The sequence below is a fragment of the Duganella hordei genome (assembly GCF_040369125.1).
GTDB lineage: Bacteria > Pseudomonadota > Gammaproteobacteria > Burkholderiales > Burkholderiaceae_D > Rugamonas > Rugamonas hordei.
In genome coordinates, this window is sequence record NZ_BPWI01000023.1 from 58,598 (window position 1) to 73,365 (window position 14,768).

Here is a 14,768-nt window from a genome sequence, read left to right on the forward strand (position 1 = left end):
TGCAGCCTATCACGGCTGGATTGAGCCGGCTCACCTGATTCGCTGCCCAGCCGAAAAATCGCCTCGTCAAGCGAGGCGAAGCGTTTGCCTTTACAATTTGGGCATGACTAAAAGCATCACGGACAGCGCCCCGGCGCGTGCCGCCTATCTGGGCGGCTTGGGCATCGCCATTGGCGGCGCGGTTCTCTTCTCGACCAAGGCCATCGTCGCCAAGCTGCTGTACCGCTATCACATTGACGCCGTCACGCTGATCGCCTTCCGCATGCTGTTCTCGCTGCCGGTGTTCGCCGCCGTCGCGCTCTGGAAGATGCGCACCGAGGCGCCGCTGACCAATTCCGACCGCTGGCGCCTGATCGGCCTGGGCCTGGTCGGCTACTACCTGTCCAGCTTTCTCGACTTCCTCGGCCTGCAATACATCTCGGTCGGCCTCGAACGCCTGATCCTGTTCCTGACGCCGACCTTCGTGCTGCTGATCTCCTCCACGCTGCTCAAGCAGCACATCAAGCGCAAGCAGTGGCTGGCGTTGCTGACCTCCTACTGCGGCATCGTCTTCGTGTTCCTGCACGACCTGCAGAGCGGCAGCAAGAACGTCGTGCTCGGCGCCACGCTGGTGACCGGATCGGCCGCCGCCTACGCCGTCTACCTGCTGCTGTCGGGCGAAATGGTCAAGCGGCTGGGCGCGCTGCGGCTGGTGTCGTACGCGATGTGCGTCTCCAGCGCGGCCTGCATCGGCCAGTTTTTCCTGCTGCGGCCCGCGTCCGGCCTGATCCAGCCGCTGCCGGTGTACGGCCTGTCGCTGGTCAACGGCATCCTGTGCACGGTGATGCCGGTGTTCATGACGATGGCCGCCGTCGAGCGCATCGGCGCCGGCACCGCCTCGCAGGCTGGTATGATCGGACCCGTTTCAACGCTGTTCCTGGGCGCGCTGATGTTGGGCGAGCCCGTCACCTCCTGGCAACTAGGCGGTACCGCGCTGGTGCTGGCCGGGATTTACCTGCTGTCGAAAAAATAGAGGATCACGAAATGAAGACCCGCATTGCCCTGATTGCACACGACAAGAAAAAAGACGACATGATCGCACTGGCCGGCGAATACAAGGCCTTCCTCTCCACCTGCACGCTGACCGCGACCGGCACCACCGGCGGACGCCTGGCCAACGAGCTGGGCCTGACGGTGGACCGCAAGCACTCCGGCCCCTTCGGCGGCGACTTGCAGATCGGCTCGATGCTGGTCGAAGGCGAGATCGACTGCGTGATCTTCCTGCGCGACCCGATGACGCCGCAGCCGCACGAACCGGACATCAACGCGCTGGTGCGCGCCTGCGACGTGCACAACACGCCGTGCGCGACCAACATGTCGTCGGCACATCTGGTACTGTCTCAGCTTCAGCAGCTCGCCGCTGCAAACTGACACGGAGGCAGGCATGACCAAGGCAATCCGCATCAACCGCGTGGGCGGTCCGGAAGTGATGGAGCTGGTGGACGTGGATTTGGGTCCGCCGGGGCCGGGCGAGGCGCAGGTGCGGCATGAGGCGATCGGCCTCAACTTCATCGACGTCTATTTCCGCACCGGGCTGTATCCGCAGGCGCTGCCGGGCGCGCTGGGCATGGAAGGCGCCGGCATCGTCGAGGCGGTGGGCGAGGGCGTGACGGAAGTGCAGGTGGGCGACCGCGTGGCCTATGCCGGACGGCCGATCGGCGCCTACGCCGAAGCGCGCAACATGCCGGCCGCGCAGCTGCTGGTGCTGCCGGAAAAAATCGGCTTCGACACGGCGGCGGCGATGATGCTGCAGGGCTTGACGGTGCAGTACCTGTTCCACCGCACGGTGCCGCTGAAGGCCGGCGACACCATCCTGTTCCACGCGGCCGCCGGCGGCGTCGGGCTGATCGCCTGCCAGTGGGCCAAGGTGATGGGCGTGACCCTGATCGGCACGGTCGGCTCGGAAGAGAAAGCCGCGCTGGCCACCGAGAACGGCGCGCACCACGTCATCAACTACAACAAGGAAAACTTCACCGAGCGGGTGAAGGAGATCACCGGCGGCAAGGGTGTGTCGGCGGTGTACGACTCGATCGGCAAGGACACCTTCATCGGTTCGCTGGACTGCCTGCAGCCGCTGGGCACGATGGTCAGCTTCGGCAATGCGTCCGGGCCGGTGCCGCCGTTCAGCCTGAGCGAGCTGGCCAGTCGCGGCTCGCTGTTCATCACCCGGCCGTCGCTGATGGCCTACATGGCCAGGCGCGAAGATCTGGAAGCGGCGGCCAAGTCGCTGTTCGGCGTGGTCGCCAGCGGCGAAGTCAAGATCGACATCCGCCAGCGCTACAGCCTGGCCGACGTCGCCCAGGCCCACATCGACCTGGAAGCCCGCAAAACCACCGGCTCCTCGATCCTGCTGCCCTAAAGCAAACCCGGGGTCAGATCCGACATTTGGACACAAGCTCTACCGTAGCGTGCGCTACGGTAGAGCTTGTGTCCAAATGTCGGATCTGACCCCGGGTTTTTAACCGGCCTTGGTCGAGGTGGCTTCGACGGTTTCGGTTTTTGGTTCGATCTTCAGGTCGACCTTGCGCGGCACGCCGCTCGGGCCGGGGAAGCCGGTGAAGGCGCTTTGCACCAGGGCCGGCATCACGTGCGGCGTGGCCTGCACGCGGCTGGTGTTTTGCACCGTGACGTCATACAGCTTGCGACCATCGATGCCGTTGATCGTCACGCGCAGCTGGCGCTGGTATTCGTGCTTGACGCGCTCTTCCAGCACCACCGGGCCATAACGGAACGGATCGTAGAAGTACGGGCGATAGTAGCCCCAGCGCGAATAACCCCAGCCGCCCCAGCCATAACGGCCCCAGTACGGCCCCGTCATGAACGGATCATCGGCCTCCAGCACCCGCACCGCATGGTCCACGGTATTGAATTTCATGCCAACGAGCAACTTCGGCTGCTGGTTGTCGGCCACCTGGTGGAAGCCCAGCTTGGCCAGTTCGTTGCTCACCAGTACTTGATAATTGCGGTATTCCAGCGTGTCGTCGGCGCCCTGCGGGGCCACGAAGGCATAGGACTTGTCGCCGATGTCGGCCGGCCAGTCGTTGAAGGCGGTCACGTCGCTGTGGATGGTGGTGGCGCAGCCGCCCAGCAGCATGACGGCGGCGGTCGCCAAAATGGCGAGATATTTCATGATGTTGCCCCTCTCTTGTAAGACGGTATTTTCCAGTACTAAGTCTACGACGCACGCGCCGGCCCGGCACGATTATTACAGATTGTTACGGCGGCGTGGAAACCAGCAACTTGTTGGAGCTTATTTGTCCTATAACAGGCGATTCGCGCATGGTCCCCGCGCTGGTATTGGTAAAATAGGCTTTTGCCTACGTCATTCAAAGTCCCCATGCGCACAGACAGCAGCCCCAAGACGATATTCCGCAAAGATTACACCCCGCCATCCTATCTGGTCGATACCGTGGAAATCGGTTTCGACCTCGATCCGGACCGCACCGTGGTCGCCAACCGCATCACCATGCGGCAGAACCCGGCGGCCAAGAGCCGCGGCAGCCACGATATCGTGCTGCACGGCGAAGAAATCGAGCTGGTGCAGCTGCGCATGAACGGCAAGCCGCTGGCGCCGACCGAATACAAGATCGACGGCTCGACGCTGACCATCGCCAAGGCCCCGGCCAAGGTGGTGCTGGAAATCGAAACGCTGTGCGCGCCGGTGCAGAACACCTCGCTGTCCGGACTGTACGTCTCGAACGGCAACTTCTTCACGCAGTGCGAGGCCGAGGGCTTCCGCCGCATCACCTATTTCCCCGACCGCCCGGACGTGATGGCCAAGTACACCGTCATGCTGCGCGCCGACAAGGCCGCTTATCCGGTGCTGCTGTCGAACGGCAACCTGATCGAGCAGGGCGACCTGGGCGACGGCCGCCACTACGCCAAGTGGGAAGACCCGTTCAAGAAGCCGTCCTACCTGTTCGCGCTGGTGGCCGCGCGCCTGGTCTGCCAGGAAGAGAAATACACGTTGCAATCGGGCCGCGAGGTGCTGCTGCAGGTGTGGGTCGAAGACGGCAATCTCGACAAGACCGACTACGCGATGCAGTCGCTGAAGAACTCGATCCGCTGGGACGAGGAACGCTTCGGCCTGGAGCTGGACCTGGACCGCTTCATGATCGTCGCCGTGGGCGACTTCAACATGGGCGCGATGGAGAACAAGGGCCTGAACATCTTCAACACCAAGTTCGTGCTGGCCAACCCGCGCGTGGCGACCGACATCGACTACGCCGGCATCGAAGCGGTGGTCGGCCACGAATACTTCCACAACTGGACCGGCAACCGCGTGACCTGCCGCGACTGGTTCCAGCTGTCGCTGAAGGAAGGCCTGACCGTGTTCCGCGACCAGGAGTTCAGCGCCGACATGATCGGCACCGACAGCGGCCGCGCCGTCACCCGCATCGACCAGGTGCGCACCTTGCGTCAGGCCCAGTTCCCGGAGGATGCCGGCCCGATGTCGCACCCGGTGCGCCCCGACTCGTTTGTCGAGATCAACAACTTCTACACCGTCACCGTGTATGAAAAGGGCGCCGAAGTGGTGCGCATGTACCAGACCCTGGTGGGCCGCGACGGCTTCCGCAAGGGCATGGACCTGTACTTCAAGCGCCACGACGGCCAGGCCGTCGAATGTGACGACTTCCGCGCCGCCATGGCCGACGCCAACGGCCGCGACCTGCGCCAGTTCGAGCGCTGGTACTCGCAGGCCGGCACGCCCGTCGTCACCGCGCGCACGCGCTACGACGCCGTCAAGCGCAACTTCGACATCATCCTGAGCCAGCGCTGCCCGGCCTCCGCCGGCCAGCCGGAAAAGCTGCCGTTCCACATTCCGGTGGCGGTCGGCCTGCTGAGCGCCAGCGGCAAGGACCTGGCGCTGAACCTGGAAGGCGGCACGCACGCCAAGGGCGCCACCACGGTGGTGCTGGAACTGACCGGGCAGGAGCAGATCTTCCGCTTCCGCCATGTCGACGAGCGTCCGACGCCGTCCATCCTGCGCGACTTCTCGGCGCCGGTGATCCTCGAATACGACTACACCGACGCCGAACTGCTCCACCTGTTCAGCCATGACAGCGACCCGGTCAACCGCTGGGAAGCGGGCCAGCGGCTGGCGATGGAACGCCTGCTGAAGCTGACCGCGCAAGTGGCCGTCGCCGGCGGCAGCGACGCCAACCTGAAACTGGACCCCACCTTCATCAACGCCATGCGCTCGGTGCTGATCAGCGAGTCGCTCGACCCGGCCTTCCGCGAACTGGCGCTGATTTTGCCGTCGGAGACCATCATCGCCGAGCAGATGGACGTGGTCGATCCGCAAGCGATCCACACCGCGCGCCAGTTCATGCGCCGCACCATCGGCACGGCCTTGAAGAGCGAGCTGCTGGAGCAGTACCACGCCAACCAGACGCCGGGCGACTACAGCCCGGATGCCCTGTCGGCAGGCAAGCGCGCGCTGAAGAACCTGTGCCTGTCCTACCTGATGGCGACGCCGGACATGGCCGAACTGAAGCTCGCGCAGCAGCAGTTCGAAAAAGCCGGCAACATGACCGACCGTTCCGCCGCGCTGGTGGCGATGATCCAAAGCGGCGCCGAAGCGGGCCCGTACCTGAAGAACTTCTACGAGGACTTCGAAAGCGAAGCGCTGGTCATCGACAAATGGTTCGCCATGCAGGCCGCCGCGCCGACCACCAATGTGGCGGCGGTGCGCAAGCTGATGCAGCATCCGGCCTTCACGCTGAAGAATCCGAACCGCGCGCGCAGCCTGATCTTCAATTTCACCAGCGCCAACCCGTCGCAGTTCCATGCGGCCGATGGCAGCGCCTATGAATTCTGGGCCGAGCACGTGATCAAGCTCGACGCGATCAATCCGCAGGTAGCAGCCCGCCTGGCGCGTGGCCTGGACCGCTGGCGCCGTTACGCCCCGGCGCTGCAGGCCAAGATGAAACGCGCCCTGGAAAAAGTCGCCGCCCGCTCCAAGCTGTCGAACGACGTGCTGGAAGTGGTGACCAAGGCGCTCGCCAACTAGCGCTCAAACGTCATCGGCGCGCGCTCACACGTCATCCCCGCGAAAGCGGGGATCCATGCCGAGCCTCCGCCAGCCGGAAAAGAACAATTTAAACGATTTATATTCACCTCAAGGGAAGCCATGAAACGCATCAGCCTCACACAATACCTGGTCGAGGAACAGCGCCAGAACAACTCGATCCCGGCCGAACTGCGCCTGCTGATCGAAGTGGTCGCGCGCGCCTGCAAAACCATCAGCCACTCGGTAGGCAAGGGCGCATTGGGCGAAGTGCTCGGCACCGCCGACACTGAAAACATCCAGGGCGAAGTGCAGAAAAAGCTCGACATCATCTCCAACGAGATCCTGCTCGAAGCGAACGAATGGGGCGGCCACCTGGCGGCGATGGCATCGGAAGAAATGGAATCGATCCACCCTATCCCGAACCGCTATCCAAAAGGCGAATACATGCTGCTGTTCGATCCGCTGGACGGCTCCTCCAACATCGACGTCAACGTCTCCATCGGCACCATCTTCTCGGTGCTGAAGGCGCCGGACGGCATGGGCCAGCCGACCGAGGCCGACTTCATGCAGGCCGGCACCAAGCAGGTGGCCGCAGGCTACGCCGTGTACGGCCCGCAGACCATGCTGGTGCTCACCACCGGCAATGGCGTCAACTGCTTCACGCTGGACCGCGAAATGGGCTCGTGGGTGCTCACGCAGCGCAACATGCAGATCCCGGCCAAGACCAAGGAATTCGCGATCAACATGTCGAACCAGCGCCACTGGCATCCGCCGGTGCAGCGCTACATCAGCGAACTGCTGGCCGGCGACACCGGCCCGCGCGGCACCAACTTCAACATGCGCTGGATCGCCTCGATGGTGGCCGACGTGCACCGCATCCTGAACCGCGGCGGCATCTTCATGTACCCGGCCGACACGCGCGACACGTCGATGCCGGGCAAGCTGCGTTTGATGTATGAGGCGAACCCGATGGCCTTCATCGTCGAACAGGCGGGCGGCGCGGCCACCGACGGCCAGCAGCGCATCATGGACATCCAGCCGCACAAGCTGCACCAGCGCGTGCCGGTGTTCCTGGGATCGAGGGACGAAGTGGCGGTGGTAACGGGCTACCACGCAGGCTGAGAAGCCTGAAAACCGCACAAAGCAATGACATTTTTGCAGCATGGCCAAAATTTATCGGTTTGGGACTAGCGTGCAGCAAGAAATATTTGTTAGAATGTGCGACTTCGCCGCTTTAGCTCAGTTGGTAGAGCAGTTCATTCGTAATGAAAAGGTCGCCAGTTCGATTCCGGCAAGCGGCACCAGAACTCAGCAGTAATAAGTACCAAGAAGTCTAAAAACCCGCTCTCCTCATAGGAGAAGCGGGTTTTTTGTTGTCTCTTCAAATCCACCGGAGTACCATGAAATCCACGACGGGTGAGGGACAAAATGGTGTCAGGTCCCTCATTTGGAAGTTTGGTCCCTCATTTGGCGCCAGATCACTCCGGGAGGCAGTCATGGCCCTTACCGACCTTTTCATCCGGAAACTCAAGCATTCCGGCAAAGCCAGCGGCGAAAAGTACAGCGATGGTCGCTCGCTCTACCTGCTTGTCAAAGAATCAAATAAATACTGGCGCATGAATTACCGGTACGAGGGCAAGCACAAGACGCTGGCCCTCGGCATTTATCCCGAAGTCTCGCTGGCGGAAGCGCGCGAATTGTGCGCCGATGCACGCAAGCTGCTACGGGCCGGCGTCGATCCGAGAAAGCCGAAGGTCGACGCGCGCGTGGAGCAACTGGAGATTGACCAGAATACCTTCGAAGCGCTCGCGCGCCAGTGGCTAACGAAGATGGAGGCCAGTCGCAGCGCGAATACTCAGGACAAGGTCCTGGCCTGGCTGGAACATGATCTGTTTCCCTTCATCGGCAATTTGCCGGTATCGACCATCAAGCCGCGCGACATACTTGGCGTCATACAGCGCGTCGAAGCGCGCGGAGCGATCGACTCGGCCCATCGCATCAAACAGATGTGCGGCCAGGTCCTGCGCTATGGCGTGGCGATCGGCTGGCTGGAACGCGACGTGACACCGGACTTGAAGGGGGCACTGATTGCCATACCGAGGACGAATTTCGCCGCGATCACGGAGCCGAAAGAACTGGCGGTGTTGTTGCGCTCCATATCCGCCTACAACGGTCATGTGGTGGCCGTGGCGGCGTTAAAACTGACACCGCTGCTGTTTGTGCGTCCAGGCGAATTGCGGGCCGCAGAATGGCGGGAATTCAATCTGGATGCGGCGGAGTGGCGCATCCCGGCGGCTAAGATGAAAATGAAGATGGAGCACATGGTGCCGCTCCCCACGCAAGCCGTGGATATCTTGCGCGAGCTTTACCGTGTGACCGGGCATGGGAAATATGTCTTTCCCAGTTTCCGTACGGAGGATGCCTGTATGAGCGAGAACACCATCAATGCGGCGCTGCGCGGCATGGGCTTCGCGAAAGACGTCATGACGGCACACGGCTTTCGTGCGACGGCGCGGACGATTTTGGACGAAGTGTTGAACGAACGTGTGGACCTGATCGAGCACCAGCTGGCTCACCGCGTGATCGATCCCAATGGACGCGCCTACAACCGCACCGCGCACCTCCCGGCGCGCGCTGCGATGATGCAGCGCTGGGCCGACTACCTCGATAAGTTGCGCGCCGGCGCGGAGGTTATTCCGATTCGTCCCGCACCGGGTTCGGGCCAGGCTTAATCGCGTTCGGTGCCTTGACGCCGCTATGGTCGATTGGATGATTCTCTTGGTACGCCGGGCCGCGTTGTTCGATTCGCGATTCAAGCCAGTGCACGACATCGTCCTGGAGCCAGCCGACCGAACGCGCCGAGAGTTTTACCGGCGCGGGGAAAGAGTGCAGTTTGATTTCACGGTAAAGCGTTGCACGAGAAAGTCCGCATAGTTGCAGCACCTCTCGTATGCGCAGCAGGCGGCACGTCCCCGGAATTGTTTTATTGGTGTCCATATCGTCCTCGTCGTCTCGTCAGTTCTTTTGGATAACGTAGAATTTTTCGGGGCAACGTCGCTTGATGTATCGCTGGGATGCTGCGTAGGCGCGCCGCATATGTGGCTGAGGTTTGACTCAGCTCAATGCTGTGAAAAGGAAATTGGTCTTTCAGCTTCCAGGCCGCATTTTATGCACGTCTTCCCGGCGTTGCGCTGGAAAGAACCCCGCCGCGCCAACGGCGACGCCACCCTTTGCAACTTGATGCAAGCAGCGCGATGCTCTTGATGGCACAGGCGCTGCCACAGGCCATGTGATAGCACGCGTGACTGCTGGCAGGTCGCAGGCCACGGTTGCACTGCTGGAATAGCATGCGCCTGTTGAGGCGGCGCAGAGCGTATCGGTAGCGTTTGGCTATAGTGGTAGACGAAGTGCCGTCGGTTAGGAGCAAGCCATGTTTTCGCTTCGCTCAAACGTGGCTTGCCCTGCGGGGCCGATCTCGCTGCGCTCGCCCAACGGCACTCGCTACGCTCGCCAAAACCCGTCCGGGGCCGCGTGATGAATGCCGATCTCACTGCTCGCAAATCCAAAGGTGGCCGCCCGAAGGGCGATCCCGCCGACGTGCGCACAATCACCATCGGCGTACGCGTGTCGCCGGCCGAGGATGCGCTGCTGTGCGAACGCGCCGCGTACATGCAAATGAAACCCGCCCAATGGCTACGCGAGGCCGCGCTATCGCGACGTCTCCCATCTCCACCAGTGGCCGCGATCAACCGCGAGCAGTACGTCGAACTGGCCCGCCTGGCTGCGAACCTGAACCAACTCACGCGCCTGGCCAACGAGGGCCGCAAGGTCACCGTCGCCGATGCCTTGCTGGTGCGCCTGCTGGCCGAGACGCAGCGCCTGCGCCAGGCACTCCTTGGTGTTATAGGGGACGATGATGATCGCTAAGTCCATCAAGGGCCGCGGCTTCCGCGGCGCGCTGGCCTATGACCTCGACAAGGAAAAGGGCCGCGTCATCGACACCAACATGAGCGGGACCACGGTGCGCGAATTGGCGAAGGAGTTCGGAGAGATCCGCAAGCTGCGCCCCAGGCTGGGCAAGGCCGTGCTGCATGTCTCGCTGTCGGCCGCGCCGGGCGAGCATCTGAGCGACGAGCAGTGGAAGCGGATCGCCGAGCGCTACCTGCACGGCATGGGGCTGGAGAACAACCAGTACCTGGTGACGCGCCACATGGACACCGAACACGAACACGTGCACCTGCTGGTGAACCGCATCCGCTTCGACGGCAGCGTCACGTCGGACAGTCATGACTACCGGCGACACGAGGTTTTGATGCGCGAGATCGAGCGTGACTTCGACCTGCAGCGCGTTCGCTCCTCGATCGAGGTGGAGCGCCATGCGCCGACCAAGGGCGAGATCGAGGAAGGGCTGCGCACTGGAATCCCGTCGACGCGTCAACGCCTGCAGCAGCTGTGCGATGGCGCGGCCGAACGTTGCACGAGCTTTACAGAGTATGCGGAACGTCTTGACGCGGTCGGTATCGAGCTGGTGCCGGTGACACAGCTGGATGGAACGAAGATGTCCGGTCTGTCCTACCGGCTGGACGGCGTGATGATGAAGGGCAGCGACCTGGGTAGGGGATACAGCCCGATGGGGCTGGCGAAACGCGGGGTGGGCTATGAAAAAGACCGAGACCATGCGGCAGTTGGCCGCTGCCTCGAACGCAGCGCGGGTAGAGGCGTTGAACCGGCAGATCGAGGGCTTGCGCCAGGCGAGGCTGACGAGCGCGGAGGAACTGGCGTCAGTACTAGAACCGCTGGCGCAGGCGATGGCCGCGTTGACGGACGAGACGCGCACCAGCCTGGAGCAGATCGAGCAACGCAGCCGGGAGCAGGGCGAGCAGTTGCGGAGCCAGACGGAAACGGCGATCGCATCGTGGAACCAGGCGGCGAAAGCGGCGCAGCAAGCGGCCGAGCGGTTGGACGAGGCAGGGCGGAGAGTGGAGTTGAACCACTACCTGCTGGCTATCCTGACCGGAGCGATGACGGGGCTGCTCGCGAGCGCATTCTGGCTCTGGCTGGCCCCAGTGCCGACAGTCCAGAACGTGCTCGACGCGAAGGCGGTAGCAGAACTGCTGCGCCCCGAGATCGCAGCGCAGAAGCCGCGCAAAGGCAAATGACAGCGATGGGCGTCGATCGTTTCGTGGTGACGCTGGTTGACACAAAACAGGGCAGGCAGGAAGAACGGCGCTGGAGCAAAACCGACGTATCTCAAAGCATGGCATGGCTTAAGCGCATGAATGCGCGCGGCTACGACGTCTGGATACGGCCAGATGGCGAACACGGGATGGCTTTGCTAGGCGGACTGAAGAGGCGCGACCTGCATACGTTGCGTGAGCGGGGATTTACGCCTGCCGCAGTTGTAGAAACCGGCCCAGAGCAGTACCAAGCATGGGTGAAGTTGTCCGAACGTGGCCTGGATGGGTCTTTGCGAAACCAAGCCTCGGCCGGGCTTGTGAAAGGACTTGGGCTCTCGGGTGCCAATGCTGTAAGTCGTGCCGATGGTCGACTTGCCGGCTTCACCAATCAGCAAGTGCTGTGGGCAGATGGGCGACATCCTTTCGCTCTTTTGACGGAAGGCGAAGGAAAGCTGGCTCCAGCAGCCCCCGATTATCTGGCGCGCTTTCAAAACGAGCGAAGCATGTTGCGGGAGGCCGATCACGGTAGGCAGCGAAGTCAATCTCGTAGGCCCAACCGGTAAAGAAGTTCAGGCAGTAGTGAAACTGGCCTGAACGCTTTATAGGCGACAGGCTACTACGCCCCGTCGTATTTTTTCACCGTCAGCTCTGTGAAGGCACATCGATAGTTGTGTGAGACACTCCACCACGTGGCGATTAATTCTAAGCCATTGCCGAATCTCTAATGCTTATAATCTTATCCTTAATATACTGCAAGTCTGGAATTTCAAAAAATCTTTGCAAAATAGGGTAAAGTATATTTTTATTGTACCCATCGTGAACTTGGAACAGACACGGAGAATCAACGTCCAACTCGCACATCCGACACTGTTTAATTGTTGAGGACTTGCACTTGATAGTTAATTTTTCAATTTCTTTATAAAGTTCTTCAGAAAACGCTGTTAAAAGCCATTTTCCTTTAACGAATTCCCTCATGGAATATACTTTCGAATTAAGATTGAGTTGCGCAGCGAAAATATCTAGGTCATCTTTCCTATTAAAAATAACATTCATAGTGTTTGCGTCCTTGCGTCTTCCCACGCCAGACGAATAGGAAACGATTGATTGATAAGTTGGGTCTACAGACTTCCTTAATGCGTCTAGCGAAAAATAATAAATATCGGACATGCCGTATTCCACGGCGGCAAAAATTTCGTCTATATCGATTTCGTCGTCGACAGAATTTCGAGTTAATAAATCAATTGTGGGCTTTATTGTTGATTTGGATACAAAATGACTTTCCAAAGAATATAATTTTAGGCAAAATATGGATGCCAAGTTTGGCATCTCATTTCGATAAAAGCGTGCATCCCTGTCCAGTATCCCCATCACATAGTTTTGCACCGTTTGACCGGCAGTCATAGGTAAAGCATCAAGTATTTGCATAGCCTGCACTACTCCATCATTTCCTCCTGCAAGGCCATCCAACATCTCTACTGAGTATATCTCGCATTCCACCTGTACTGATTTTGCAATTTCTTCATACACATTTATGTCATCAACGCCTTCAACAATGAAATACGGGATTTTAGACATTATTGCTAAATTTAAAATCTCATCAGGCTCATATTTGTCCATCTAGCTATTCTCCCAAACCTTAAGCTCGGATAGATATCCAGGATTTTTCTTGGCCAGTGCCGGACTATGTGATGCGACGATAATTTGGGTCCGCGGCGCGAGGCTATGCAATAATCCCATTAATTCACGTTGCCACTTGATGTTTAACGAAATTTCCGGTTCGTCAATAATCAGAAAATTCCTCTGCCTGCCCTGAAATAGTACCAACGTCAAGAAAGTTAGAATATGGCGCTCACCACTAGATAAGTCACTAACGGATAGCTCACGCTCCCCGACTTGAATGAATGCTTTATCATCAGCTATTTTTAAGATTTTTCCGTCAATAAGATAATTATTAAACTTATCTACCAACAAATTAACTGAGTTAAGAAGCATTTTTTCCAACGTAAGTTGGCTCATCATATTCCATAACAGAGTTTTCAGTAGTGGCTTGTCGAAAATTGCATCGTAATTTGAATCGGATTCTAGATTTTTTAATTTTGAAATAATTATGCTTTTAAACTCATTTTTCGTTTCGTCACTCAAAGCTTCTATAAGTCGGACCCGGCTATCTTTTAAAGTAGAAACGAACGAACTTCTTGAAACATCCAATTCATCGCTAGCCTCATCTGATACGGCAATTGCCATCGTGTCAAACAACGCGTTTTGAATTCGCTTTGTTACCATGCTTCGAGCAAAATTATAGTGCTCAAGCAAAATTTGTTCAATATTCTCGAGCTTGATATCTTGCAAATTTACGTGAGAGCTTTCAAAACGAAGCTCAGAGCGCTTACTTCTATTGCTATTCAATTGCCAAGAGCGAATATATCTTGACATATCTTCCGCTAGTTCGTGAATGCCGGTTTCTCGCAACGATGTAACTGACTTTAAATGAATCCTATTCCTGGGGTGTAGAAAATAATTAAGAATCAAATCGGGCTCAATCCGTGTCTGTTGTGTTGCGACACCTCTGTCTACACCTAAGGATAGCGATTTTGTAGTAATTAACGGGGATTGCTCAAAATCGGACCAATCAAATTGACCATCTTTTTTTGTTACGTATGTGAGACCAGGCAGATTTTCAGCTATTATTTCGGTTTCAATTACCTTGCCCTTCTCATCTAAAGTTACGCGAGTCTCGTCCCACAGATATTCACACGTAATACTTTGGACAGATATCGCGTCTAAATATGCGGCATCTTGTGAGAGAAATGCATTAATAGCACGAAGGAAGGTTGTCTTTCCGCAACCATTATCTCCAAATATAACAGTAACGGAGTCATTGGAAAAATTAACCTGAGCCGAATAGTTTCCGGTTCTAAAACCATCAAATTTCAGACTTTTAAGTTTTATCATTTAGATTCCAATTTTTAAGTATATTGCAGCCAAATCAATTATTGGCTTGCTGCCAATTTCTTTGTATTCGGATGACCGCTTCGGGCCAATGACAGTCTTTCTTCACCCAAGGCAAGTCTAAAACGGTTGCCGTCCAAAGGATGCAAAATCAACCGGGGCGGCTGGCCTTTCGGCCAGTCCAATAATCCCTGCCGTCCGAGCCAGGTCTTGATACACGCGTCCTGACCATCTCTAAACTCAGGGCAATGATTCCAGAATCCGGGAGTAATATTGAACTGGCGCATTTGCCCGTCCATTTCGACCCAAATATGGCGCCATGAGGCGCTAAAGTAACGGGTGCGATTCACCGCTCCGACTCGGACCCCAAGTTGCCTTCTTTCAGAACTTGCCCAAACAGTAGCATCCATAAATCTATCCCTATAGAAACCTAACAGGCTGTTCTTGGCCGGAAGCGGCATCGTGCTTACAGGATAACAGTAAGCGTCTTCTCAGCGCCGTCTGGACTGCCTGACCAGCGTCCGTCATGATCAAATTTTGGCACAGGATTTGTGCCCACAAATTTTGCTTATGGACACAAATTTTCAACC

13 protein-coding genes, 1 tRNA gene and 2 pseudogenes are annotated in these 14,768 nt (G+C 58.2%); 11 read left to right on the forward strand and 5 right to left on the reverse strand.

Annotated features, from left to right (window positions below; genetic code table 11):
* Nucleotides 1–103: 103 nt before the first annotated feature.
* From ABWW33_RS30090 to ABWW33_RS30100, 3 genes are read left to right on the forward strand one after another with little or no spacing between them, the layout of a single operon-like run.
* Nucleotides 104–1,012 carry a DMT family transporter gene (locus tag ABWW33_RS30090; RefSeq protein ID WP_353405124.1) on the forward strand — a complete coding sequence of 303 codons (909 nt, stop codon included), beginning with the start codon at nucleotides 104–106 and terminating at the stop codon, nucleotides 1,010–1,012.
* A gap of 11 nt (nucleotides 1,013–1,023) precedes the next feature.
* On the forward strand, nucleotides 1,024–1,410 hold the full coding sequence (locus ABWW33_RS30095) for a methylglyoxal synthase (RefSeq protein WP_176652662.1): 387 nt from the start codon (nucleotides 1,024–1,026) through the stop codon (nucleotides 1,408–1,410).
* 13 nt (nucleotides 1,411–1,423) lie between these two features.
* Nucleotides 1,424–2,398 (forward strand): quinone oxidoreductase family protein, encoded by a 975-nt coding sequence (locus ABWW33_RS30100; RefSeq protein WP_353405125.1) that lies wholly within the window; start codon nucleotides 1,424–1,426, stop codon nucleotides 2,396–2,398.
* 99 nt (nucleotides 2,399–2,497) lie between these two features.
* On the opposite strand, the gene ABWW33_RS30105 is transcribed toward ABWW33_RS30100, so the two are convergent.
* Complete coding sequence (locus ABWW33_RS30105; RefSeq protein WP_353405126.1) at nucleotides 2,498–3,169, reverse strand: DUF4136 domain-containing protein; 672 nt, start codon at nucleotides 3,167–3,169, stop codon at nucleotides 2,498–2,500.
* Between the two features lie 207 nt (nucleotides 3,170–3,376).
* On the opposite strand from ABWW33_RS30105, the gene pepN reads away from it, so the two are divergent.
* The 4 genes from pepN to ABWW33_RS30125 all read left to right on the forward strand — a co-directional run bounded on the left by pepN (nucleotide 3,377) and on the right by ABWW33_RS30125 (nucleotide 8,784).
* Nucleotides 3,377–6,052 carry an aminopeptidase N gene (gene pepN, locus ABWW33_RS30110; RefSeq protein WP_353405127.1) on the forward strand — a complete coding sequence of 892 codons (2,676 nt, stop codon included), beginning with the start codon at nucleotides 3,377–3,379 and terminating at the stop codon, nucleotides 6,050–6,052.
* A gap of 120 nt (nucleotides 6,053–6,172) precedes the next feature.
* Complete coding sequence (locus tag ABWW33_RS30115) at nucleotides 6,173–7,174, forward strand: class 1 fructose-bisphosphatase (RefSeq protein ID WP_353405128.1); 1,002 nt, start codon at nucleotides 6,173–6,175, stop codon at nucleotides 7,172–7,174.
* Between the two features lie 106 nt (nucleotides 7,175–7,280).
* Nucleotides 7,281–7,356: transfer RNA gene (locus tag ABWW33_RS30120), tRNA-Thr, on the forward strand.
* A gap of 192 nt (nucleotides 7,357–7,548) precedes the next feature.
* The gene (locus ABWW33_RS30125) at nucleotides 7,549–8,784 is read left to right on the forward strand and encodes a tyrosine-type recombinase/integrase (protein WP_353405130.1); all 1,236 of its coding nucleotides are present in this window, start codon (nucleotides 7,549–7,551) and stop codon (nucleotides 8,782–8,784) included.
* Here the strand turns inward: ABWW33_RS30125 and ABWW33_RS30130 are convergent.
* Nucleotides 8,744–9,049 carry a helix-turn-helix transcriptional regulator gene (locus ABWW33_RS30130; RefSeq protein WP_353405131.1) on the reverse strand — a complete coding sequence of 102 codons (306 nt, stop codon included), beginning with the start codon at nucleotides 9,047–9,049 and terminating at the stop codon, nucleotides 8,744–8,746. The two genes, ABWW33_RS30125 and ABWW33_RS30130, sit on opposite strands and share 41 nt — an antisense overlap.
* Nucleotides 9,050–9,586: 537 nt before the next feature.
* Here ABWW33_RS30130 and ABWW33_RS30135 point away from each other — a divergent pair.
* The 4 genes and pseudogenes from ABWW33_RS30135 to ABWW33_RS30150 form a co-directional block, all read left to right on the forward strand.
* The gene (locus tag ABWW33_RS30135) at nucleotides 9,587–9,979 is read left to right on the forward strand and encodes a plasmid mobilization protein (RefSeq protein ID WP_353405132.1); all 393 of its coding nucleotides are present in this window, start codon (nucleotides 9,587–9,589) and stop codon (nucleotides 9,977–9,979) included.
* Nucleotides 9,969–10,382: pseudogene (locus tag ABWW33_RS33165) on the forward strand (relaxase/mobilization nuclease domain-containing protein); the annotation flags it as partial. The gene ABWW33_RS30135 and the pseudogene ABWW33_RS33165, both read left to right, overlap by 11 nt.
* A gap of 478 nt (nucleotides 10,383–10,860) precedes the next feature.
* Nucleotides 10,861–11,211 carry a mobilization protein gene (locus ABWW33_RS30145; protein WP_353405137.1) on the forward strand — a complete coding sequence of 117 codons (351 nt, stop codon included), beginning with the start codon at nucleotides 10,861–10,863 and terminating at the stop codon, nucleotides 11,209–11,211.
* An 83-nt stretch (nucleotides 11,212–11,294) separates the two neighbouring features.
* Nucleotides 11,295–11,792 (forward strand): annotated as a pseudogene (locus tag ABWW33_RS30150) (DNA-primase RepB domain-containing protein); the annotation flags it as partial.
* Nucleotides 11,793–11,931: 139 nt separating this feature from the next.
* On the opposite strand, the gene ABWW33_RS30155 reads toward ABWW33_RS30150, so the two are convergent.
* From ABWW33_RS30155 to ABWW33_RS30165, 3 genes are read right to left on the reverse strand one after another with little or no spacing between them, the layout of a single operon-like run.
* Nucleotides 11,932–12,846: a DUF4435 domain-containing protein gene (locus ABWW33_RS30155; protein WP_353405134.1), complete on the reverse strand. Its 915-nt coding sequence runs from the start codon at nucleotides 12,844–12,846 to the stop codon at nucleotides 11,932–11,934.
* Nucleotides 12,847–14,181, reverse strand: coding sequence for an AAA family ATPase (locus tag ABWW33_RS30160; protein ID WP_353405135.1), 1,335 nt, complete (start codon nucleotides 14,179–14,181; stop codon nucleotides 12,847–12,849).
* A 38-nt stretch (nucleotides 14,182–14,219) separates the two neighbouring features.
* Nucleotides 14,220–14,588, reverse strand: a complete 369-nt coding sequence (locus ABWW33_RS30165; protein WP_353405136.1) for a hypothetical protein — start codon at nucleotides 14,586–14,588, stop codon at nucleotides 14,220–14,222.
* Nucleotides 14,589–14,768: the final 180 nt, after the last annotated feature.